Here is a 22,905-nt window from a genome sequence, read left to right on the forward strand (position 1 = left end):
GATGACGGACAACGAGCCGCACACCACGACGAACACCACGACGAACACCACGGCAAACGCCACGACGAACGCCACGACAAGCGGCACGGCGGGCACGCGGCTCCACGTGCCCAGGGGCAGCACCGCCGACGCGTGGCACGTGCTCGACATCGGCCCCGATCGGGCCGGTTGGGCGTACAGCAGTCTGCGGGTCGTCGAGCTGACACCGGGCGGAACGCATACGTTCACCAGCGGGGGAAGTGAATGGATCGTGCTTCCGCTGGAAGGCGGATGTACCGTGCGGACAGAGCGGAGAGAGTTTCAACTCCTGGGCAGGGAGAGCGTCTTCAGCGGAGTCTCCGACTTCGCCTACGTGCCCCGGGACGCCCAGGTCCAGATCGCCTCCGGCGCGGGAGGCCGCTTCGCCCTGGCAGGAGCGAAGTGCGAGCGACGACTCCCCGCCCGCTACGGCCCCGCGCCGGAGGTCCCCGTCGAGCAGCGCGGCAGCGGCACCTGCGCCCGCCAGGTGCGCAACTTCGCCTCCGCCGACGCGTTCGACTGCGACCGGCTGATCGCCGTGGAGGTCGTCACTCCCGGCGGCAACTGGTCCTCGTACCCGCCGCACAAGCACGACGAGCACCGGCCCGGTGAGGAGTCGGAGCTGGAGGAGATCTACTACTTCGAGATCGACGGCCCGAACGGCTTCGGCTACCAGCGCGTGTCCCCCTCCCGCGAGGGCGGATCCGACGTCCTCGCCGAGGTCCGCACCGGCGACGTCGTGCTCGTCCCGGACGGGTGGCACGGCCCGTCCGTCGCCCAGCCGGGGCACGCCATGTACTACCTCAACGTCATGGCGGGTCCGGGCGCGACGCGGGAGTGGCGGATCCGCTTCCACCCGGACCACGTGGACAGCACAGGAGGCTACCGGTGACCTCGCAGACCTCGCAGACCTCGTCCACCGCACCGGCCTCGCCCACCGCACCGGCCTCGCCCACCGCACCGGCCTCGCCCACTTCACCGATCTCGTCCGGTTCGACGACGAGGCTCACGGTCGCGCAGGCCCTCGTCCGCTTCCTGTCCGTCCAGTACACCGAGCGGGACGGCGTCCGGCAGCGGCTGATCGGCGCGACCTGGGGCATCTTCGGGCACGGGAACGTCGCCGGGATCGGCCAGGCGCTGGTGGAGTACGCCGACGTCATGCCGTACCACCAGGGCCGCAACGAGCAGTCCATGGTGCACGCGGCGGTCGGCTACGCCCGGCAGTCGAACCGGCTGTCGACGCACGCCGTGACCACCTCCATCGGTCCGGGCGCGACGAACCTCGTCACCGGGGCCGCGCTGGCCACGGTCAACCATCTGCCGGTGCTGCTGCTGCCCGGCGACACCTTCGCCACCCGGGTGGCCGACCCGGTCCTCCAGCAGCTCGAAGTCCCGTACGCGGGCGATGTGTCGGTCAACGACTGTCTGCGCCCGGTGTCGCGCTACTTCGACCGGATCACCCGTCCCGAGGCGCTGATCCCGGCCGCCCTCCAGGCGATGCGCGTGCTCACCGACCCGGTGGAGACGGGGGCCGTCACGCTCGCCCTGCCGCAGGACGTGCAGGCCGAGGCGTACGACTGGCCGCCGGAGTTCTTCGCCGAGCGCACCTGGGCGGTCCGCCGTCCCGGCGCCGACCCGGCGGAGCTCGCCGAGGCGGTCCGGGCGATCCGCGCCGCTCGCCGGCCGCTGCTGGTGGCGGGCGGCGGGGTCCACCACAGCCGGGCCGAGGACGCGCTCGCGGAGTTCGCAGCCGCCACCCGCATCCCGGTCGCCTCCACCCAGGCCGGCAAGGGCTCCCTGCGCCACGACCATCCGCAGGACGTCGGAGGCGTCGGCCACACCGGCACGGCGACCGCCGACGACCTGGCCCGCGCAGCCGACCTGGTGATCGGCGTCGGAACCCGGTACACCGACTTCACCACCGCCTCCCACACCCTGTTCACCGGCGACGGCGTGCGCTTCCTCAACCTCAACATCGCCGCCTTCGACAGCCACAAGCTCGGCGGGCTGCCCCTGATCGCGGATGCCCGCAGCGGTCTCCAGGAGCTGACCGAGGCCCTGGCCCTGCACGACCACCGGGTCGCGCAGGCGTACGCCGACGCGTACACCGAGGGCAAGGAGCGCTGGGAGCGGCGCGTCGACGCCTGCTACGCGGCCGCCGACCCGGACCTGCGGCCCACCCAGACGCAGGTGCTGGGCGCGCTGGACGCCCTCGTCGACGGGACGGACGTGATCGTCAACGCGGCCGGCTCCCTCCCCGGCGACCTGCACAAGCTCTGGCGGGCCCGCTCGCACGACCAGTACCACCTGGAGTACGGCTACTCCTGCATGGGCTACGAGATCCCGGCCGCCATCGGGGTGAAACTCGCGGCGCCGGACCGCCCGGTGTGGGCACTGGTGGGCGACGGTACCTATCTGATGATGCCGACCGAGATCGTCACCGCCGTGCAGGAAGGCATCGCGATCAAGATGCTGCTGGTGCAGAACCACGGCTACGCGTCCATCGGCGGTCTGTCGGAGTCGGTCGGCGCCGAGCGGTTCGGCACGGCGTTCCGCCAACGTTCCCCCATCGACGGTTCCTGCACCGGGGCGCCGTTGCCCATCGATCTTGCCGCCAACGCGGCCAGCCTCGGTATGCGGGTGCTGCGCGCGGGGACGGTACGGGAACTGCGCGAAGCCCTCGCGCGGGCGCGGGCCGCCGACACTCCCACATGTGTCTACGTGGAGACCGAAACCGCAGACACAGTGTCGGGCCCGCCTCCGGCACAGGCCTGGTGGGATGTACCTGTGGCCGAGACCGCGACCCGGACGTCGGCGGTCGAGGCGCGCGAGCTGTACGAACGGCACGTCTCCACCCGACGCCGCCATCTGTGAAGGAGCAACTGGGCATGACGAAGATCGTCAACCACTGGATCGGCGGCAAGGCCGTCGAAGGCGCGTCGGGTACGTTCGGGCCGGTCACCGACCCGGCGACCGGCGCGGTCACCACGAAGGTCGCGTTCGCGACGGTCGACGAGGTGGACGCGGCGGTGGCCGCCGCGAAGGACGCCTGGGCGACCTGGGGCACCTCGTCGCTGGCGAAGCGGACCGCGATCCTGTTCAAGTTCCGCGCCCTGCTGGACGAGCACCGCGACGAGATCGCCGAGCTGATCACCGCCGAGCACGGCAAGGTGCACTCGGACGCGCTGGGCGAGGTGGCGCGCGGCCTGGAGATCGTCGAGCTGGCCTGCGGGATCACCGTGCAGCTCAAGGGCGAGCTGTCCACCGAGGTGGCCTCCAAGGTCGACGTGTCCTCGATCCGGCAGCCGCTGGGTGTCGTCGCGGGCATCACGCCGTTCAACTTCCCGGCGATGGTCCCGATGTGGATGTTCCCGATCGCCATCGCGTGCGGCAACACCTTCGTGCTGAAGCCGTCCGAGAAGGACCCGTCGGTCTCCCTCAAGCTCGCCGAGCTGCTCGCCGAGGCCGGGCTGCCGGACGGTGTCTTCAACGTCGTGCAGGGTGACAAGGTCGCCGTCGACCGTCTGCTGGAGCACCCGGACGTCAAGGCCGTCTCCTTCGTCGGCTCGACCCCGATCGCCCGCTACATCCACACCACGGCCGCCGCCAACGGCAAGCGCGTCCAGGCTCTGGGCGGCGCCAAGAACCACATGCTGGTCCTCCCCGACGCCGATCTGGACGCGGCCGCCGACGCCGCCGTGTCGGCCGCCTACGGCTCCGCCGGTGAGCGCTGCATGGCCATCTCGGCCGTCGTCGCGGTCGGCGCGATCGGCGACGAGCTGGTGGGCAAGATCCGCGAGCGCGCCGAGAAGATCAAGATCGGTCCCGGCAACGACCCGTCCTCCGAGATGGGCCCGCTGATCACCAAGGCCCACCGCGACAAGGTCGCCTCCTATGTGACGGGCGCGGCGGCGCAGGGCTGCGAGGTCGTCCTGGACGGCACCGGCCACACCGTCGAGGGATTCGAGGACGGCCACTGGGTCGGTCTCTCGCTGCTCGACCGGGTGCCGACCTCGGCCGACGCGTACCGGGACGAGATCTTCGGCCCCGTGCTGTGCGTGCTGCGCGTGGACACCTACGAGGAGGGTGTGGCGCTGATCAACGCCTCGCCCTTCGGCAACGGCACCGCGATCTTCACCCGGGACGGCGGTGCCGCGCGCCGCTTCCAGTTGGAGATCGAGGCGGGCATGGTCGGTGTCAACGTGCCGATCCCGGTGCCGGTGGGCTACCACTCGTTCGGCGGATGGAAGGACTCGCTCTTCGGCGACCACCACATCTACGGCAACGACGGCACGCACTTCTACACCCGCGGCAAGGTCGTCACCACGCGCTGGCCGGACCCGTCCGAGGCCCCCTCGGGCGTCGACCTCGGCTTCCCGCGCAACCACTGAGCCGTAGAGCTCGCGAGGCCCCGCCCGCCCGGCACCGGGAGGGCGGGGCGCCGTCGCTCCGGTGCCGGACCGGGGCCGGGGTCAGTTCTGCGCCGACTGGGCCTTCTTGATCTGCTCGGTGACGTCGCCGACCTGCGAGGCCGGGGGCGCCTTGACCGCGGCGGTGGCGCCGAACTTCTCGAAGTCCATGGTGACCGTGGCCGCCCCGAACTTCTCCTTCATGCGCACGGGCAGGTCCTTGGCGCCGACCCAGACGTCCATCGTGATCGAGTCGGTGCCGCCGGTCACGGAGCCGAAGAGGCTGTCCTTGTCGCCGTAGGCGTCCTTGAGCTTGCCCATGTGCGCCTTGTCGATCACGGCCCGGTAGTGGGTCGTGCTCTGCCCGTCGACGGTCTCCTTGCCGAGGTCCTCGACGTCGTTGGCGTACTTGAGGCCCTTCATGGACGCGGACGGGCTGCCGCCGCCGCTGCCGGCGAGCGCCTGCGCGCCCTGCTTGCCGAAGACCGCCGACGCGTCGACCTTCATCCACTCCTTGCCCTTGAGCGGGCCGGAGGGCTGCGGGTCGATGTCGTAGTAGTAGGCGCCGTCGACGAACAGCATGCGGACCTTCGGGGCGGACGTCAGCTGCTGCATCTGGGCGGCCTTGGTGTCCATCTCGGCGTCGAAGGCGAACCCGTCGCCCCAGGAGTAGGTGCCCTCCATGGCGACCGGGGTGCCCGTGCCCATGTCGGTGGACATCTTCACGTACGCCGAGCCGAGCTGCTCGGTGCGGTCGGACGCCCGGGTGAGCGCCGCCATGATCTTGTCGGAGTTGTCGGCGACGCTGTCGGCCGCCTTCTTGGCCGTCTGCCCCGCGCCGCACGCGGAGGTCGCCATCAGCGCGGCGGCCGTGAACCCCACCCAGGCCGCCGTGTACCTCAGCTTCATCTGTCCCCACCCGTTGCTGTGATTCGACTGTGCTGTCGACTGTAGTGGGCCCCACCGACACTGCCGCGACCCAATTTGCTGCGCGGAGACAGGATCGGGACGTTTCAGGCGTCCGTATTCCGGACGTCTATACGCGATTTTGACGAGTGTGCTGCGATTCTCGTATCGCCTGCAAGCGAGGAAGGGTCCGGTGGAAGCGACGTATTCGCGATCGACGGCGGCTTCGATCTACGAATTCCGTAGGTAAACAGCTATTGACGCGTCGGTTTTCGTCGGGGTTCCATGCGGGCATCGGGAGCGGACGAAAAGACGTACGACGCGAGCCGCCGGAGGCGATAGCGCTCCCGCCCGAAGTTCCCCGCACCAGTTGATCGGAACCGCCGCATGACCGATACGCTCCGCCCTGTCGCCCCCGACGTCACCGACGTCACCGAGGCCCCCGACAGCAGTCCCCGGACACTGAAGCGTTCCATCGGAGTCGTCGGCGGCACGCTGCTCACGCTCTCCTGCGTGACCCCGGCGTCCACGCTCTTCGTGGTCATCCCCGACCTGTTCGGCTCGCTCGGCACCGCCACCGCCCTCACCATCGCCATCGGCTCCCTCCTCTGTATCGCCGTGGCGTTCTGCTACTCGGAACTGGGCACCCTCATCCCCAGCGCCGGCGGCGAGTACGCCATGGTCTCGACGATGGCCGGACGCCTCGCGGGCTGGCTGGTCTTCGTGATGTCCCTGCTGGTGGTCGTGATCGTCCCGCCCGTGATCGCCATCGGCACCGCCGACTACCTCGCCCCCGTGGTGCACCTCGACCCGGCGATGACCGGCGCCGGCGTGATGCTGCTGGCCACCCTCGCCGGACTGCTCGACCTGCGCGCCAACGCCTGGATCACCGGCATCTTCCTGGTCCTCGAGGTCGTCGCCGCCGGAGTGGTGGCCCTGCTCGGCTTCACCCACAGCCAGCGCGGCCTCGGCAGCCTGACCTCCATGCAGGTCGGCGGGACCGGCGGGCACACCGACGCCGTCACGGGCATGCTCGTCATCTCCGGGCTCGCCATCGCCCTCTTCGCCACCCAGGGCTTCTCCACCGCCGTCTACCTCTCCGAGGAGCTGGAGAACCCGCGGCGCAACGTCGCCCGCACGGTGCTGGCCACCCTCGCCATCTCCACCGTCGTCATCCTGGTCCCGGTCGTCGCCATCACCATGGGCGCCTCCGACATCCAGGAACTCACCGGCGGCGACATCAGCAGCATGGTCACCGCCTGGTCCAACTCGGCCGTCGGCACCTTCGTCAGTCTCTGCGTCGCCCTCGCGATCATCAACGCGGGCATCGTCATGGTCATCCAGAACTCCCGCGTCCTGTTCGCCTCGGCCCGTGACAAGGCGTGGCCCGAGCCGGTCAACAACGGTCTGTCCAAGCTCGGCCGGTTCGGCTCCCCCTGGGTCGCCACGCTGCTGGTGGGCGTCCCCGGCGCGGCCCTCTGCTTCGTCAACCTCGACACCCTGTACGGCGTCACGGGCGTGTCGGTGACCGCCATGTACCTGCTCGTCGCGGTCGCCGCCCTGCTCGCCCGGCGCGGCCACCACCGCCACACCCCCGCCTGGCGGATGCCGCTGTGGCCCGCGATGCCGATCCTGCTGATCGTCGTCCTCGCCTACGTCCTCACCCAGCAGGAGACGCAGTACCTGCTGTGGACCGGCGGCATCACCGCCGTCGCCACCCTGTACTGGGCCTTCTACCTGCGCCCGCGCCGCGACACCCGCTGGCTGGTGTCCATCCCGGAGGACGCCCAGGCCTGAGCCCCGGGCGCCCGAACGGTCCCCGCCACCCCCTGCACCTCCCGTCGTCCTCGTCACCCGCTTTCCGGCAGGTGGCGAGGACGACGCCGTTCCCGCGGCGCCCCCGCAGGCCCGGCCCGCCGGTCCCGCGTACCGCGCTCGGCGTACGCGGCACCGGCTCCGTACACCCGGGGGAGGGCCGGGAGCTCCGACCGGGGACTGCTTCGGATGTCGGTGGCGGACCGTACCGTTGACGCATGGATCTTCGACTGCCCGCGCTGCGCGGGCTGCGGAAGCCGCGGCGGCTGCTGGCCGCCGCGGCCGCCGTCGTCGTGCTCGCCGGTGCCGGGACATGGTCCGCCGTCGCCTCCGACGACGCGCCCCCGGTACGCCGTGCCGACCGGGTCCTGACCGTGGACGGCGTGCACCTGGACACCTCGTACTTCACCACCGCCACCCCCGGCCGCCGCCCCGCCGTCCTGCTGGCGCACGGCTTCGGCGGCAGCAAGGACGACGTCCGCCGCCAGGCGGAGGACCTGGCCCGCGACGGGTACGCGGTGCTGACCTGGTCGGCGCGCGGCTTCGGACGGTCGACGGGCAGGATCGGGCTGAACGACCCCGAGGGCGAGGTCGCCGACGTCTCGAAGCTGATCGACTGGCTCGCCCGGCAGCCCCAGGTCCGGCTCGACGGAGCCGGCGACCCGCGCGTGGGCGTCGCGGGCGGCTCCTACGGCGGCGCGATCTCCCTGCTGGCGGCCGGGTACGACGACCGGGTGGACGCCATCGCACCGGCCGTCACCTACTGGAACCTCGCCGACGCCCTGTTCCCGAACGGCGTGTTCAAGAAGCTGTGGGCCGGCATCTTCGTCAACACCGGCGGCGGCTGCGCCCGCTTCGAGCCCACGCTGTGCGCGATGTACCAGCGGGTGGCCGAGTCGGGGACACCGGACGCGAAGGCCCGCGAGCTGCTCCAGGAGCGTTCCCCGGCCGCCGTCGCCGACCGCATCAAGGTCCCCACCCTGCTGGTGCAGGGCCAGACCGACTCGCTCTTCCCGCTCGGCCAGGCCGACGCCGCCGCCAGGGCCATCCGGGCCAACGGCGTCCCGGTCGACGTCGACTGGATCGCCGGCGGACACGACGGCGGCGACTGGGAGAACGACCGCGTGCAGGCCCGCGTCGCCACCTGGTTCGACCGCTGGCTCAAGAACGACAAGAGCACGGACACCGGCCCCGCCTTCCGCGTCACCCGCACCGGAGGCCTCGACTCCACCGACGGCGCCGCCCGGCTGCGCGGCGCGAGCGCGGACACCTACCCCGGCCTGGACAGCGGCACCAGGACCATCGCGCTCACCGGCCGTGAGCAGCGCTTCGACAACCCCGCAGGCGCCACCCCGCCCGCGGTCTCCGCGCTGCCCGGCCTCGGCGCCGGCGGCGGACTCGCCCAGCTGTCCAGCCTGGGGGTCGGGGTCTCGCTCGACTTCCCCGGCCAGTACGCCGCCTTCGAGTCCGCGCCCCTGACCCACGACCTCACCGTCACCGGATCCCCGACCGTCACCGTCCACGTCACCTCGACCGGCCCCGACGCCGTGCTGTTCGCCAAGCTCTACGACGTCGGCGGGGGCGGCACCGGGCAGGTGCTGCCCGCCCAGCTCGTGACACCCGTCCGGGTCGAGGGCGCCCGCTCCGGCAAGGACGTGACACTCACCCTCCCGGCCGTCGACCACCAGGTCCAGAAGGGCCACCGGCTGCGCCTGGTCCTCGCCTCGACCGACCTCGCCTACGCCTCACCGGCCGCCCCGGCTACGTACACCGTCTCCCTGAAGAGCGACCTGCACGTACCCACCGCCCCCGAGGTCACCACCGCGCCCGCCGCGCTGCCCGCCTGGGTGTGGTGGCTGCCCGTGGCCGGTGCCGCCCTCGCGCTCGCCCTGCTGCTGACGGCCCGCAGGCGGGGCACCGCCCCCGCACCGGACCCCGCCCTGGCCGAGGTCCCCCTCCAGATCACCGGCCTGACCAAGCGGTACGCGAAGTCGAGCGACCGGTACGCCGTCGCGGACCTGTCCTTCCGCGTGGAACAGGGCCAGGTGCTGGGCCTGCTGGGCCCGAACGGCGCGGGCAAGACCACCACCCTGCGCATGCTGATGGGTCTGATCACCCCGGACGGCGGCGAGATCCGCGTCTTCGGCCACGCGATCCGGCCCGGCGCCCCGGTGCTGTCCCGGGTCGGCGCCTTCGTCGAGGGCGCGGGCTTCCTGCCGCACCTGTCGGGCCGGGAGAACCTGGAGCTGTACTGGGCGGCCACCGGCCGCCCGCCCGAGGACGCCCACCTGGTCGAGGCCCTGGAGATCGCCGGCCTGGGCGACGCGCTCGCCCGCGCGGTACGCACCTACTCCCAGGGCATGCGCCAGCGCCTCGCCATCGCCCAGGCCATGCTCGGCCTGCCCGACCTGCTCATCCTCGACGAGCCCACCAACGGTCTCGACCCGCCCCAGATCCGCGAGATGCGCGAGGTGATGATCCGGTACGCGGCCGCCGGCCGCACGGTCATCGTCTCCAGCCACCTCCTTGCGGAGGTCGAGCAGTCCTGCACGCACCTCGTCGTCATGGACCGCGGCAGGCTCGTCCAGGCGGGCCGGGTCGGCGACATCGTCGGCTCCGGCGACACCCTGCTGGTCGGCACCACCACGCCCGTCGACGAGCCCGTGGCCGAGAAGGTGGCCGCGCTGCCCGGCGTCGCCTCGGCCGTGCGCACCGACGACGGACTCCTGGTCCGGCTCGACGAGCACGGCAGCGCACGCCGCCTGGTCGCTGAACTCGTCCGGCTCGACGTACCGGTGGAGTCGGTCGGCCCGCACCGCCGGCTCGAAGACGCCTTCCTCACCCTGATCGGAGGTTCCGCATGAGCACGCTCACCGAGCGTACGCAGCCCGCGGAGGTCGCCCCCGGCTACCGGGCGGGCCGCACCCTGCCGCTGCGGGTCGAGCTGGTCCGCCAGCTCAAGCGGCGCCGCACCCTGGTCATGGGCGGGATCCTCGCCGTCCTCCCCTTCGTCCTGGCCGTCGCCTTCGCCATCGGCGGACAGCCCGGCAGCCGCAACGGCGAGGTCACCCTGATGGACACGGCCACCGCGTCCGGCGCCAACTTCGCCGCGGTGAACCTGTTCGTCTCCGCGGGCTTCCTGCTGGTGATCCCGGTGGCCCTGTTCTGCGGGGACACGGTGGCCTCGGAGGCGAGCTGGTCCTCGCTGCGCTATCTGCTCGCGGCCCCGGTGCCCCGCGCCCGCCTGCTGTGGTCCAAGCTCGTGGTCGGACTCGGCCTCAGCCTCGCCGCCATGGTGCTGCTGCCGCTGGTCGCCCTCGCCGTCGGCACGGCCCGCTACGGCTGGGGCCCGCTGGAGATCCCCACCGGCGGCGAGCTCGGCGCCGGCACCGCCGCACAACGCCTGCTGGTCGTCATCGCGTACATCTTCGTGTCCCAACTGGTCACCGCCGGACTCGCGTTCTGGCTGTCGACGAAGACGGACGCACCGCTCGGCGCGGTCGGCGGCGCGGTCGGCCTCACCATCGTCGGCAACGTCCTGGACGCGGTGACCGCCCTCGGCGACTGGCGCGACTTCCTGCCCGCGCACTGGCAGTTCGCCTGGGCGGACGCCATCCAGCCCCGCCCGGAGTGGTCCGGCATGATCCAGGGGACGGCGCTGTCGATAACGTACGCCCTGGTGCTGTTCGCCCTGGCCTTCCGGGGTTTCGCCCGCAAGGACGTGGTCTCCTAGATAACCGGTGGATCACCCACCGGTCTCGACGGGCCCCCGCCGTGCCCTGTTCGAGATCCATCCGCAACGCCCCGTGCCGCACGTTCCGGCGCCCCACGCCGTCACAGTCACAGAGAGCCGCCGTCCACCGAGGGCGGCGGCCACGGACCGTAGGGGGCACGGGAGATGGGGACTTGTCGAACACGGCGGCCGCGGGGGGCACTGCTCGTCCTGGTCGCCACCGGCCTGCTGCTCACCGGCTGCGGCGCCGGCAACGACCGGAGCACGGACAGCCCGGACCGTTCGAACCACTCGAACGGCGCCAACGGCGGATTCCCGGCCCCCGCCCCGTCCTCGGGCGGCGGCGAACAAGGGCAGGACGACGGCGACGCCCGTGACATCGCCCCCGCGCCCGACTACCTCTCCACCTTCGCGCTCGACGTGGACACCGCGTCCTACGGCTACGCGCGCCGCGCCCTCGCCGAGGGCCGCCGCCCCGACCCGTCGACGGTCCGCCCGGAGGAATTCGTCAACAGCTTCCGCCAGGACTACGAGCGGCCCGAGGGCAACGGCTTCTCGGTCACCGTCGACGGCGCCCGCACCGGCGAGGACGGCTGGTCCCTCGTCCGGGTCGGCCTCGCCACCCGCGCCGCCGACCCGGACGGCGAGCGGCCGCCCGCCGCGCTCACCTTCGTCATCGACGTCTCCGGTTCCATGGAGGAGCCGGGCCGGCTGGACCTGGCGCAGGAGTCCCTCGGCGCGATGACGGACCAGCTGCGCGACGACGACTCCGTCGCCCTCGTCACCTTCAGCGACGAGGCCCGGACCGTCCTGCCCATGACCCGGCTGGGCGGCCACCGCGACCGCGTCCACCGGGCGGTCGACCGGCTTCGGGCGCAGGAGTCCACCAACCTCGGCGCGGGCCTGCGCACCGGTTACGCCACCGCCGTCGAGGGCCTGCGCAAGGGCGCCACCAACCGGGTGGTGCTGATCTCCGACGCGCTCGCCAACAACGGCGACACCGACCCCGACTCCATCCTGGAACGCATCTCCACCGCCCGCCGCGAGCACGGCATCACGCTCTTCGGCGTCGGCGTCGGCAGCGAGTACGGCGACGCCCTGATGGAGAGCCTCGCCGACAAGGGCGACGGCCACACCGTGTACGTCTCGAACGAGGACGACGCCCGCAAGGTGTTCTGCGACCAGCTCCCGCAGAACATCGACCTGACCGCCCGCGACGCCAAGGCCCAGGTCGCCTTCGACCCCCGGACGGTCGCCGCGTTCCGTCTCATCGGCTACGACGATCGGCGCGTCGCCGACGACGACTTCCGCGACGACCGCGTGGACGGGGGCGAGGTCGGCCCCGGCCACACGGTGACCGCGCTGTACGCCGTCCGGCTGAAGCATGGCGCCGGCGGCCACCTCGCCACCGCGACGGTCCGCTGGCTCGACCCCGCCACCCGCGCCCCGCACGAGGAGTCCGGCCAACTGGAGACGGACTCCCTCGCCCGGTCGGTGTGGAGCGCGAGCCCCCGCTTCCAGGTGACCGCGACCGCCGCCTACTTCGCCGACGCGCTCCGCAAGGGGGACGACCGCTGGAGCTCGCTGCCCGGCGCCCCGTCCCTCGGCGAGCTGCGCAGGCGCTCCGCCCGTCTGGCGTCGGCCACCGAGGACGCCGACGTACGACAGCTCGGCGAGAGCATCGCGGCGGCGGCCCGGCTCGACGGATAGCACGGGGCGCGCCCCGTGGCGTGGCCCGCAGGGCGGCCACCGGGGAGCACGAACGACGAAGCGGCGGGTCACCGGAGGAACCGGTGACCCGCCGCGCGGAGCCTTCGACTCAGCGGTTGCCGACGCCGTTGCCCGAGAGCACCGGGATGTCGTCCAGGATGTGCGACAGCGGCTCGTCGCCCTTGGCCTGGGTGGAGTTCTCGACGCACTGCTGGTTCTGCGGGGAGGACAGGACGTTGATGTCCTGGAGCGCGACCGGGATTCCGCCGATGAGCGAGCCCACGTTCGCCTTGAGCGGCAGGCCGATGCAGGGCTTGTTGAGCGAGCCCTGGACGAGCGCGAGCTGCGGGCTCATGCTGCCGTAGGTCGCCGAGTTGCCGAACGCCTGCGAGGCGCCGTTGCCGCTGGCCGAGTGGGTGCCGTCGTTGCCGATGGCCATGGCCTGAGGAGCGGCCGCGGCCGCCACACCGGCGACGGAGGCGGCGACAGCCGCGGTTGCCCACAGCTTCTTCATGATCTTTCCCTTCGAAAGGCGGACTCCAGGGGGAGCTGCGTGATCGTCAACGGGCAGATCGGGGCGGGGGTTGCGATGTGTTACCCGATCGGCCCAGCGCAGTCCGATCAGGTGACGAGAGCCCCTTCTGCGCTCCGGCGCGCCGAGCGGACGTCCCGAGCTGCGAACGGGCATGCGAGATGGCGGACATACGGGAGAGCGGACATGCAGCAGAACGGGCATACGGGAGAGCGGACATGCGAGAGAGCGGACATGCGAGAGAGCGGACATGCGAGAGAGCGGGCCGCCGGGAGTTCGGCGGCCCGCTCTTCGATGCGGAGGAGATTCAGCTCCCGGGCTCGGAACAGGAGCCGGGGGTCATGCCGGGGGGCTCAGCGGTTGTTCGTGCCGTTGCCCGTGAGGACCGAGATGTCGTCCAGGATGTGCGACAGCGGCTCGTCGCCCTTGGCCTGGGTGGAGTTCTCGACGCACTGCTGGTTCTGCGGGGAGGACAGGACGTTGAGGTCCTGCACCGAGATCGGGACGACGCCGAGGAGCGAGCCCGCGTTGACCTTGGCCGGCAGGCCGATGCAGGGCTTGTTGAGCGAGCCCTGGATGAGGGCCAGCTGCGGGCTCATGTTGCCGTAGGTCGCCGAGTTGCCGAACGCCTGGTAGGCGCCGTTGCCGCTGGCGGACGAGGTGCCGTCGTTGCCGATGGCCAGTGCCTGCGGCGCGGCGGCGGCGGAGACGCCGACCACGGAAGCGGCGACCGCGGCAGAGGCCAGAACCTTCTTGATCACTTACTAATCCCTTCTGAGGAAACGCCCGTCCACCGGAGCGCTGCCCGGCACAACGGGAACTGTCCTGCTTGGTTCCTGGAATTCACTCCAATGGCCTATCACTGCCCGGACTTTTCGCTCATTGGGTGAACGGCCGCAACCAATCGCGGTGAATCCGGTTGTTGCGGAGGCAGGAACACACGTCTTGGCCCGAAAGCCAGGAAAGGAAGCAAAATGCTGAAGAAGGCAATGGCTGCGGCGGCGGTCGCCGCCTCCGTCGTCGGCGCGTCCGCGGCGGTCGCCCCGCAGGCGCTTGCCATCGGCAACGACGGCACCCACTCCGCCAGTGGCAACCTGGCGGTCTCGCAGTTCGGCAACTCCGTGACCAAGGGCAGCATGAGCCCGCAGGCCACGCTGGTCCAGGGCTCGCTCAACAAGCTCTGCGTCGGTCTGCCGGCCAAGGCCAACGTCGGTCCGGTGCTGGGTGTGCTGCTGCCGATCGCGGCCCAGGACCTCAACGTCCTCTCGGCCCCGCAGAACCAGCAGTGCGCGGAGAACTCCACCCAGGCCAAGGGCGACGAGCCGCTGTCGCACATCGTCGACGACATCTCGGTCCTCACGGGCAACGGCGTCGGCAACCGCTGACGTCCGACCCGGGCGGCGCCTGAATCGCCGTCCGGTTCGAATCCCCCCACCAAGGTCGCTCGGGCCGTCCCGCTTCGCCTGCGGGCAGCCCGAGCGCTTTCGGTATTCCGGGCGCGTTTCCTGCCGAAACCATTCTCCATCGCTCGGGCGAAGAGTTGCGCTCGGGTGGATGCTGTGCATCGATTATCTGGATGCGTTCGAGTGAATTCCCTACCGGCCCACGTTCCGTAGTTTCTCCGGCTGTCTATGTCTCGTTTGCAGCCTGCGGGTCATGGTGCGAGCCGCTCCGACTGCGCTCGCTCGGTTTCGACCGTCACAGGAACATGACCGCTGAGAAGGGAAACTCCATGAAGAAGACTGCCGCTGTCGTCGCCGGCCTGCTCCTGGCCCTGGGCGGAGCCGCTCCGGCCTTCGCCGACGCCGACGCCGAGGGCCTCGCCGTCGGCTCCCCCGGCCTCCTGTCCGGCAACGTGATCGAGGTTCCGGTCAACATCCCGGTCAACCTGTGCGGCAACAGCATCGACCTGATCGGCCTGCTGAACCCGGCCGCCGGCAACCGCTGCGACAACGACTGACGGCGTAGGCACCTCAGCAACACGGCTGTCTCAAGGCCGGCCCTGGACCAAGGCTCTTCGCCCCGGGGCCGGCCTTTCCCCACTCCGCTTCGAGCAGGAAGACCACGAGATTGCGCCAGTCCCTGAGCAGGGGAATGGTCGCGGCAGCGGCCGCGACCGGCATTCTGTCCCTTTACGGTAGTCCCGCCCTCGCGGACACGCACGCGGGCGGGTCCGCCGGCTGCCGCGACACGGTCGCGACCGCCGAACTCGACCCGGCGGCCGGCGACGTGTGCGCCCACGAGCCGGGCGCACACCGGTCGGAGCCGCGGGACGCGTCCCACGACGACTCCGGGTACGGGTCCAAGGGGTACTCCGGGTACGGGTCTCGCGAGGAGACCGAGAAGGGGCATCACGAGGACTCTGGGTACGGGTCCGAGGAGGACTCCGGGTACGGGTCTCGCGAGGACTCCGGGTACGGGTCCAAGAAGGACTCCGGGTACGGGTCCAAGGAGGACTCCGGGTACGGGTCCAAGGAGGACTCTGGGTACGGGTCTCGCGAGGAGACCGAGAAGGGCTCCCGCAAGGACGCCGGTTACGGAAGCGACGACGACCACTCGGGCTACGGCGACCACAGCAAGCCTCCGTCGTACGGAGGGGACGAGACCACGCCGCCGCCCTACGGAGGCGACGAGACCACGCCGCCGCCCTACGGAGGCGACGAGACCACGCCGCCGCCCTACGGAGGCGACGAGACCACGCCGCCGCCTTACGGAGGGGATGAGACCACGCCGCCGCCTTACGGAGGCGACGAGACCACCCCGCCGCCTTACGGAGGGGACGAGACCACCCCGCCGCCTTACGGAGGCGACGAGACCACCCCGCCGCCTTACGGAGGGGAGGAGACCCCGCCCCCGCCGTACGGAGGTGAGGAGACCCCGCCCTACGGTGACCATCACGAGGGCCCGCCCAGCATGGCGCGCACCGGCAGCAAGGCCATGCTCGCCGCCTCGGGCATCAGCGCCGCGCTGATCGCGGGCGGAGCCTTCCTGTTCCGGCGGGGCAGGGCCGCGTCCCGGCGGTGACGTGCCGGGTGCCGGTCGCACTCCCGCCCGGCACCCCCGGCACCCCGCGCCCTGCCCGCCGGGCTCCGGCCACGGCGCGGCAGGTCATGCCTCGGCGCGGCTGCCCCGGTCACCTCGTTCGTCGAGAGCGGGGTGGGACGGGACGGTGGGCGGGGGCGCCTGGCGTACCACGCGCGGCCGGACCTGCGGGTCCCGCCGCGCGTGCCTGCCGCGCAGCCGGTCCGTCAGCCGGTGCGAGACATGACGGCACCACAGTCCCCACATCGCCCGCCCGGGGCCGCGGTCGTCCGAGGCGTGCCAGGCCAGCTCCCGGCGGCCCAGGGCAGGCCGCAGCACGGTCAGCGGTGCGTAGTTCTCCACCACGAACTCCCGTCCGGGCAGCGGCGCCCCGTCCGGCAGCGGCCGATGGGTCAGATCCAGGTGCAGGGCGCGTACGACGTCCAGCCCGGCGGTGTCGCAGAAGAGCCGGAACTGGGCGCCGGGGCGCGGGTTGAAGTCGAGCAGGTGGTAGCGGCCCGTCGTGCCGCAGCGGCGGAAGTCCAGGTCGAGGATGCCGCGGTAGCCGAGCTCGCCGGTGAGCCGTTCGGCGAGCGCCTGCACCTGGGCGTCGGGGGTCCACCGGCCGACCGCCGTCAGGCCCGCGCCGCGCGGCCAGGCGTGCAGCTTGCGGCCGGGGCCGCCGCCACGGACGGCTCCGGTGCGGTCGGCGTACCCGTGGAAGAACCAGTCGCGGTCCGGGCCCGGCGGGAGGAACTCCTGGAGGAGCAGGCGGCTGCCGGCCTCCTCGGCGCGTGCGTACAGCTCGCGGGCCTCCCGCATGGAGCGCAGCACCACCGTGCTGCGCAGCCCACGGCCGGTGGGCAGCAGCCACGGCCGGCTCCACTTCGCCACCACCGGCAGACCGAGCTGCCAGGCGGCCCCGGCGGCCTGTGCCGCGCTGTCCGGGATCACGGTCACGGGATGCGGCACGTCCACGGCGGCGCACACGGCGGCCAGCTCCGCCTTGTCCGCCACCCGTTCGGCCAGCGCGCCGGGCTGTTGCGGCAGCAGATACGAGGGCGCCAGTTCCTTGCGCAGCCGGCCCACCGCGACGGCGCTCGCGTCGTCCATCGGGATCAGTACGGCGGGGCGCGCGATCCGGGCGGCCACCCGGCGCAGGGTCGCGGCGATCTCGGCCGTGGACGCGCCGGGCGGGGGCGGCAGGTGCAGCCGGGTCACGTAGCGGGATCCACGGACCGGGCTGCCGGTCAAGTCGGCGACCACGTGCACCTGCACGCCGGTCCTGCCGAGCGAGCGCACGGCTCCGAGCGTGCCGTGGTGGAAGGGGTTCCGGTCGACCCGCAACAGCACGGCGGGGACGCGGATGTCGAGCAGTGGCACGGGTTTCTTCCCTCACGTCGGTTCACCTGCGCGGCGGAGCGGATCACCCGAAGGCTCCGCGGCGCTGGCCTGATTCGTAGGTATATGTCTGATTGTCATTGACTGAAGTGCCGGAGCCTTCAGAGGAAGCGTCAGGAGTCGGTGCGAGCATGAAGAGCGGAGCAGGCATGGCTTCACAGCAGTCGCACGCCCGGTCCCGACGGCTGGCCGTCGTCGTGGGCGCGGTCGCCGCGTCGACGGTCCTGGCCTCCGGTCCGGGATTCGCCGCGTCCGATCCGGTCCACCCGTCCACGACGGCCGCCGCGGCGAAGTCCGCGGCCCCGAAGTCCGCGGCCCCGAAGTCCGCGGCCCCGAAGTCCGCGGCCCCGAAGTCCGCGGCCCCGAAGTCCGCGGCCCCGAAGTCCGCGACCCGGAACCCCGGGCCGCGGCAGGCCGGGAAGGACGTCCCCGCCTTCGGTGCCTACCTCGACTACGGCGCCCTCGGCGTGGCCCGGATCGCGGGCTTCAGCAACTGGCTGGGCGGCGCGGAGGTGCGGGTCGGGCACACCTACCTGCCGGGCGACATGTGGAGCAACATCGAGGGCGACGTCGGCTTCCTCGGCGCGTGGGCCGACTGGCGGCGGCAGAAGAGCGACCGGATCTTCGTACTCAACGTCCCCATGCTGGAGCACAACGAGGCCGGTGTCTCCGACGAGCAGGTGCGGCAGCTGCTGCGCGAGGGCGCCGCCGGGCAGTTCGACCACCACTTCCGTGCCCTCGCCCAACGGCTGGTGGCGCTGAAGGTGCCGGACACGGTGATCGTGCTCGGCTGGGAGATGAACGGCACCACGTACACCCACCGCTGCGCACCGGACCCGGAGGCCTGGAAGCAGTACTGGAACAGGATCGTCACCACCATGCGGTCGGTGCCGGGCCAGCGGTTCCGGTTCGACTTCACGCCGAGCCGGGGCCTGGACGCCGTTCCCTGGACGCAGTGCTACCCGGGCGACGCCACCGTCGACATCGTCGGCATGGACTCCTACGACCAGCCGTCCGGGCGGTCGTTCGACGAGCAGGTCAAGGAGCCCTACGGCCTTCAGGAGCACGTGGACTTCGCCAGGGCGCACGGAAAGCCCATCTCCTATCCGGAGTGGGGTCTCTTCCGCAACGGGGACAACACCGCGTACATGCGGAGCATGCTCGCCTGGATGGACGAGCACCGGCCGCTGTACAACACGCTGACCGACTACTGCCCGCACGGCGTGTGGCAGTGCTCGGGCAACCCCGAGTCGTCCGCGGCCTACCGGGCCCGGGTCGCGTCGCCCACCGCGCAGACCGCCCCGACGACCCCGGTCACCCCGGCCACTCCGACGGTGCCGACCGTCCCGACCGCTCCGACCGTCCCGACGGTCCCGTCGGCCGAGCTCCCCGCCCCGGAAACCGGGGCCGGTTGCATGCCGTTGGAGCTCGGGGACTGGGTCGAGTACTGGATCGGCGGGAAGATCTGCACCCGGATCGTCGGGCTGCCACGCGCCTAGGGCGTGTTTCCACGGGTGGCGGCGGGCCCGGTCAGGACCTGTCGCCACCGTCGCGCTCCCTCAGCCGGGTCAGCAGTTCCTTGCCCCGCCGCCGCGCGGCGACGTCGCACACCACTGCCGAGAGCAACGGGGCGGTACGCCGCCGGGCCAGCAGCAGCCGCTGGTTGACGACCGGTTCCGGGCGCCAGTGGTGCTTGTACGGCTCGTTGCCGCGCAGCAGGCTCAGCGTGCCGCGCCCGCCCGCGCGGGTGTGCTCGGCGCACGCGTCGAGCAGTATCACCGCCACGTCCGCCTTGCGTTCGCGCAGCCGGGGGTGCGCGCCGTAGAGGTAGCCGCCCGCCAGCCGCCGCGACAGCAGGGTCAGATCCACGGCGACCACGTCGTCGTCGAGCCGGAACTCGGTGACCACCGCGTCCCCGGAGCGCACCATCGGCCCCACCGACCGCACCAGGTGCTCGCAGAACCGCGCCTGGAGGTGCTCGGACGTCACCTTCCGGCCCTGCCACTGGAGCCGGTGCAGTTCGAGCAGCCGGCGCAGCGCGGGATCGACCTCGTCCGGCCGCACGAGGTGGCGCTGCACGCCAAGCGCGGTCAGCTTGCGCAGTTTGGCGCGTACCCGCTGGGCCTTCGCCGGCGGCAGCCGGGCCACCAGGTCCTCCATCGGCACGGCGGGCAGTTCCAGGCACAGCGAGTCGCTCACCCGGCGGCGGGGCCCGGTCCAGCGGTCGTAGACCCGTTCGACCGCGCCGCCGGGGCGTACCTCGCGGAAGTCGATCAGCGCGGTCCGGGCGGCGGCCGCGAGACCGGCGGTGAGGGCGGCCACCGCCGCCTCCCCGCGCTCGTCGTCGACGAGGACGTCCCCGTAGTCGGAGATCGCGCCGCCGAGCGGCACCAGCGCGGACACCGGACGGCGTACGGCCGTCAGCGGGGCGACCGCGACCAGTTCGCCGCCGTCGCGCACCACCAGCAGCCGCAGCCGGCCGGGCCGGCCGTAGGACAGCCACCACGAGTACAGCCAGGCATGGCTCTGGAACGGGGTCGCCGTCGGGGACCGCGCGTACAGCCGGTCCCAGGCGGGGGCCAGCGCGGCGAAGGTGCCCTCGTCGGTGACCAGGTCGGTGGTGTACGCGGGTTTCACCCACGCCCGTGAGCTCACAGCTTTCCGTGCATGTCGGCGGCCAGTGCCGGTCCGGGCACGGAGGCGGACCGGGGCGGTTCCTGGGGGGTCCGCCGGGGCCGCACCAGCAGCAGCAGTCCGCCCAGCAGCCCGCCCGCGCTCGCGCCCACCAGGCCGGTCACCTCGGGTGACGCCGAGGACGGCGAGCCCGGCCGGACCGCCCGGGCGAACTGCTGGAGCTCTACATGGGTTGCGTCCTTGCTGTCGTCGGCGTGCTTGGCCAGGGCGAAGGCGACGGCGTTGGCCATGTCGGCGGCCTGGGCCGGACGCGAGGAGGTGGCCGTGACGGCGACCATCGGGGCGTCCGGCGAGGTCGCCGTCTGCACGCTCGCCTGCAGCACCTTCGCCGAGACGCCCGCCCTGACCTGCGCGTCCCCGAGCACCGCGAGCTGGGTGGCGACCCGCCCGTACGCCTGGGCGAAGCCGAGCGCGGCGGCCGGGTCGGACTTCTCCGTCGGTACGGCGACGACATAGGCCGTGGCCGTGTACGACGGTGGTTCGAGGACGCCGTACGCGCCGCCGAGCAGGCCGCCGGCCAGGACGCCGGACGCGAGCAGGGTCCAGACGGGCAGGGTCCGGGAGCGGGAGCGTGAGTGGGAGGAGGCCGGGCGGTGTGGTCCGGTCGGGTTCTCGGTCATGAGCTGCTGGCTTCCTGAGGCGACGGGGACTGCGGGGGCTGAAGTGACAGAGAAGGGAGAGAAGGCAGAGGAGTTGGAGGAGTTGGAGGAGTCGGAGGGGGGAGTGCGGCGGCCCTGCCGGAGAGGGCCGCCGTGTAGACGCCCAGGAGCCGGGCGGCGCTGCGTTCGATGCCGTAGTGGCGGGCGGCGGCGGGGGCGGTGCGCGGGTGCGGACCCTGGGCGCGGGCCTCGGCGAGCGCCCGGGCGAAGGCCTCGGGGCCGCCCGTCACGCGTACGGCGTCGGGCGCGGTGTGCGGCGGCAGGTCCTCGACCGCCGGACAGGAGGCGTAGCGCACGGGCAGCCCGCAGGCCAGGGCCTCGACGACGGCCAGTCCGAAGGCCTCCTCGGGGGACGGCGAGGCCAGCAGGTCCATCGCGGCGGTGAGCGAGGGCAGATCGGGTCCGGGGGAGCCGTCGGGCACACAGGGACGTTCGCCGGTGAACAGCACGCGGTCCGCGACCCGGGCCTCGTACGCGATGCGGCGCAGCACGCTCTCCTCGGGGCCGCCGCCGACCAGCAGCAGCCAGCAGTCGCCGGGGAGCGCGGCGAGCGCGCGGACCAGGACGTCGAAACGCTTGCCTGCGACGAGCCGGCCGATGCCGCCGACGACGTAGGCGCCCTCGGGCAGGCCGAGGCGCCGCCGGGTGCGCTGCCGCTGGACCGGGTCGAAGCGGAAGCGGGCCAGGTCGATGCCGTTGGGGACGACCTCGATGCGCGGGGCGGGCACGCCCCAGCGCTTCAGCCGGTCGGCGACCGTGGGGGAGACGGCGACGGTCGTGGTGCCCAGCCGCTCCCCGGCGAGATAGAGGGCGCGCACCCCCCGGGTCAGCCTGCGGCCCTCGATCCGGGAGTCGCCGAGCGAGTGCTCGGTGGCGACGATCGCGCGCACGCCCGCGAGCCGGGCGGCCAGCCGCCCGTAGAGACAGGCGCGGTAGAGGTGGGTGTGGACGAGGTCGTAGCGGCCTCCGCGGATGAGCCGGACCAGGCGCGGCACGGCCGCCAGGTCGCGGTTGCCGCTCATGCCGAGGTGGATGACGCGCACCCCGTCGGCGACCAGCCCGTCGGCGACCGCGCCGGGGTTGGTGAGCGTCACGACGTCGCAGTCGACGGGCAGATGGCGCAGCAACAGTCGCAGTTGCTGCTCGGCGCCGCCCACGCCGAGCCCGGTGATGATGTGCAGGGCCTTCATCACAGCCCCTCGACGGGCCGGCGGCGCAGCCGGTGCAGCCGGTGCTTCAGGAACAGGCGTACGGCGCCGTCGTTCTGGCCGATGTGGACGCGGGGCAGGGCCAGGCGCCCGCCCAGCGGGCCGGGGTCGATCGCGCAGGCGTAGTCGTATCCGGCGTCCCGTACGGCGTCGACGGCACGCCGGTCGACCGTGCCGTACGGGTAGCAGAAGCCGTCGACCGGAGCACCGGTCAGCTCCGTGAGCACCGCTCTGCTCTCGACGGTCTCGCGCTTCAGGGTGAGATCGTCCGCCGTGGTCAGGTCGACGTGGGTCAGCCCGTGCGAGCCGATCTCGACGCCCTCGGCGGCGGCGTGCCGGATGCCGTCGGCGGTCAGCAGCGGTTTGCGCGGGCCGAGGGGGTCCCAGGCGTTGTCGCCGCCGAGCCGGCCCGGCAGTACGAAGAGGGTGGCGCCGAAACCCCGGCGGCGCAGCCGGGGAAGGGCGTGCTCGACGAAGTCGGCGTACCCGTCGTCGAAGGTGAGCCCGACCAGGCCCCGGCCCTGTCCGCGGCCCCGGGCGGCGAGCAGCGCGGCCATGGACACGCCCGTCAGGCCACGCCTGCCGAGCCACTCCAGCTGCCGTTCCAGCCGGTCCGGGGTGACGGTGACGAGGTAGGGGTCGTCGGAGCAGTCGCCCACGGAGTGGTACATCGCGACGAACGGGACGGGGGCGGCACCGGTCCGCCGGGGACGCCGGGTCCGCCCGGCCTCCCGGGCGGGCTCGGCGGAGCCGGCGGAGACAGTGGGGTCGGCGGAGACAGTGGGGTCGGTAGGGTCGG

At 72.4% G+C, this 22,905-nt stretch carries 19 protein-coding genes; 11 read left to right on the forward strand and 8 right to left on the reverse strand.

Features of this window, described 5'->3' with window-relative positions:
• Position 1: 1 nt before the first annotated feature.
• The 3 genes from iolB to mmsA all read left to right on the forward strand — a co-directional run bounded on the left by iolB (position 2) and on the right by mmsA (position 4,409).
• On the forward strand, positions 2-910 hold the full coding sequence (gene iolB / locus ACZ7OY_RS01560; RefSeq protein WP_471909518.1) for a 5-deoxy-glucuronate isomerase: 909 nt from the start codon (positions 2-4) through the stop codon (positions 908-910).
• A gap of 89 nt (positions 911-999) precedes the next feature.
• Positions 1,000-2,892, forward strand: a complete 1,893-nt coding sequence (iolD, locus tag ACZ7OY_RS01565; protein ID WP_471910345.1) for a 3D-(3,5/4)-trihydroxycyclohexane-1,2-dione acylhydrolase (decyclizing) — start codon at positions 1,000-1,002, stop codon at positions 2,890-2,892.
• A gap of 14 nt (positions 2,893-2,906) precedes the next feature.
• On the forward strand, positions 2,907-4,409 hold the full coding sequence (mmsA, locus tag ACZ7OY_RS01570; RefSeq protein ID WP_471909519.1) for a CoA-acylating methylmalonate-semialdehyde dehydrogenase: 1,503 nt from the start codon (positions 2,907-2,909) through the stop codon (positions 4,407-4,409).
• Positions 4,410-4,490: 81 nt separating this feature from the next.
• Here the strand turns inward: mmsA and ACZ7OY_RS01575 are convergent, their stop codons facing one another.
• Positions 4,491-5,336, reverse strand: coding sequence for an SCO4651 family lipoprotein (locus ACZ7OY_RS01575; protein ID WP_471909520.1), 846 nt, complete (start codon positions 5,334-5,336; stop codon positions 4,491-4,493).
• A 384-nt stretch (positions 5,337-5,720) separates the two neighbouring features.
• On the opposite strand from ACZ7OY_RS01575, the gene ACZ7OY_RS01580 reads away from it, so the two are divergent.
• The 4 genes from ACZ7OY_RS01580 to ACZ7OY_RS01595 all read left to right on the forward strand — a co-directional run bounded on the left by ACZ7OY_RS01580 (position 5,721) and on the right by ACZ7OY_RS01595 (position 12,591).
• Complete coding sequence (locus tag ACZ7OY_RS01580) at positions 5,721-7,130, forward strand: APC family permease (protein ID WP_471909521.1); 1,410 nt, start codon at positions 5,721-5,723, stop codon at positions 7,128-7,130.
• Between the two features lie 236 nt (positions 7,131-7,366).
• Positions 7,367-10,012, forward strand: a complete 2,646-nt coding sequence (locus tag ACZ7OY_RS01585; RefSeq protein ID WP_471909522.1) for an alpha/beta fold hydrolase — start codon at positions 7,367-7,369, stop codon at positions 10,010-10,012.
• Positions 10,009-10,881: an ABC transporter permease gene (locus tag ACZ7OY_RS01590; protein WP_471909523.1), complete on the forward strand. Its 873-nt coding sequence runs from the start codon at positions 10,009-10,011 to the stop codon at positions 10,879-10,881. Before ACZ7OY_RS01585 ends, ACZ7OY_RS01590 begins: the two co-directional genes overlap by 4 nt.
• A gap of 165 nt (positions 10,882-11,046) precedes the next feature.
• Positions 11,047-12,591 carry a vWA domain-containing protein gene (locus ACZ7OY_RS01595; protein ID WP_471909524.1) on the forward strand — a complete coding sequence of 515 codons (1,545 nt, stop codon included), beginning with the start codon at positions 11,047-11,049 and terminating at the stop codon, positions 12,589-12,591.
• A gap of 109 nt (positions 12,592-12,700) precedes the next feature.
• On the opposite strand, the gene ACZ7OY_RS01600 is transcribed toward ACZ7OY_RS01595, so the two are convergent.
• On the reverse strand, positions 12,701-13,108 hold the full coding sequence (locus tag ACZ7OY_RS01600) for a rodlin (protein WP_471910346.1): 408 nt from the start codon (positions 13,106-13,108) through the stop codon (positions 12,701-12,703).
• A gap of 368 nt (positions 13,109-13,476) precedes the next feature.
• The gene (locus tag ACZ7OY_RS01605) at positions 13,477-13,884 is read right to left on the reverse strand and encodes a rodlin (RefSeq protein WP_351603851.1); all 408 of its coding nucleotides are present in this window, start codon (positions 13,882-13,884) and stop codon (positions 13,477-13,479) included.
• A gap of 213 nt (positions 13,885-14,097) precedes the next feature.
• Between ACZ7OY_RS01605 and ACZ7OY_RS01610 the strand changes: the two genes are divergently transcribed.
• The 3 genes from ACZ7OY_RS01610 (at position 14,098) to ACZ7OY_RS01620 (ending at position 16,147) form a co-directional block, all read left to right on the forward strand.
• On the forward strand, positions 14,098-14,508 hold the full coding sequence (locus ACZ7OY_RS01610; RefSeq protein WP_351603853.1) for a rodlin: 411 nt from the start codon (positions 14,098-14,100) through the stop codon (positions 14,506-14,508).
• Between the two features lie 347 nt (positions 14,509-14,855).
• The gene (locus ACZ7OY_RS01615) at positions 14,856-15,083 is read left to right on the forward strand and encodes a chaplin (RefSeq protein WP_471909525.1); all 228 of its coding nucleotides are present in this window, start codon (positions 14,856-14,858) and stop codon (positions 15,081-15,083) included.
• Between the two features lie 110 nt (positions 15,084-15,193).
• On the forward strand, positions 15,194-16,147 hold the full coding sequence (locus ACZ7OY_RS01620) for a chaplin (protein WP_471909526.1): 954 nt from the start codon (positions 15,194-15,196) through the stop codon (positions 16,145-16,147).
• Positions 16,148-16,231: 84 nt separating this feature from the next.
• Here ACZ7OY_RS01620 and ACZ7OY_RS01625 read toward each other — a convergent pair whose 3' ends face one another.
• The gene (locus ACZ7OY_RS01625; protein ID WP_471909527.1) at positions 16,232-17,527 is read right to left on the reverse strand and encodes a carboxylate--amine ligase; all 1,296 of its coding nucleotides are present in this window, start codon (positions 17,525-17,527) and stop codon (positions 16,232-16,234) included.
• Between the two features lie 167 nt (positions 17,528-17,694).
• Here ACZ7OY_RS01625 and ACZ7OY_RS01630 point away from each other — a divergent pair, with 167 nt between their 5' ends.
• Positions 17,695-19,044, forward strand: coding sequence for a glycoside hydrolase family 26 protein (locus ACZ7OY_RS01630; protein WP_471909528.1), 1,350 nt, complete (start codon positions 17,695-17,697; stop codon positions 19,042-19,044).
• 31 nt (positions 19,045-19,075) lie between these two features.
• On the opposite strand, the gene ACZ7OY_RS01635 is transcribed toward ACZ7OY_RS01630, so the two are convergent.
• Genes ACZ7OY_RS01635 through ACZ7OY_RS01650 form a run of 4 tightly spaced genes read right to left on the reverse strand, consistent with a single transcriptional unit; the run spans position 19,076 to position 22,777 of the window.
• On the reverse strand, positions 19,076-20,182 hold the full coding sequence (locus tag ACZ7OY_RS01635) for a GNAT family N-acetyltransferase (RefSeq protein WP_471910347.1): 1,107 nt from the start codon (positions 20,180-20,182) through the stop codon (positions 19,076-19,078).
• Positions 20,183-20,196: 14 nt separating this feature from the next.
• Complete coding sequence (locus tag ACZ7OY_RS01640; protein WP_471909529.1) at positions 20,197-20,859, reverse strand: YveK family protein; 663 nt, start codon at positions 20,857-20,859, stop codon at positions 20,197-20,199.
• Positions 20,856-22,088: a glycosyltransferase gene (locus ACZ7OY_RS01645; protein WP_471909530.1), complete on the reverse strand. Its 1,233-nt coding sequence runs from the start codon at positions 22,086-22,088 to the stop codon at positions 20,856-20,858. Before ACZ7OY_RS01645 ends, ACZ7OY_RS01640 begins: the two co-directional genes overlap by 4 nt.
• Positions 22,088-22,777: a polysaccharide deacetylase family protein gene (locus ACZ7OY_RS01650; RefSeq protein WP_471910348.1), complete on the reverse strand. Its 690-nt coding sequence runs from the start codon at positions 22,775-22,777 to the stop codon at positions 22,088-22,090. Before ACZ7OY_RS01650 ends, ACZ7OY_RS01645 begins: the two co-directional genes overlap by 1 nt.
• Positions 22,778-22,905 lie beyond the last annotated feature (128 nt).

Source organism: Streptomyces sp. NPDC107559, from assembly GCF_055657365.1.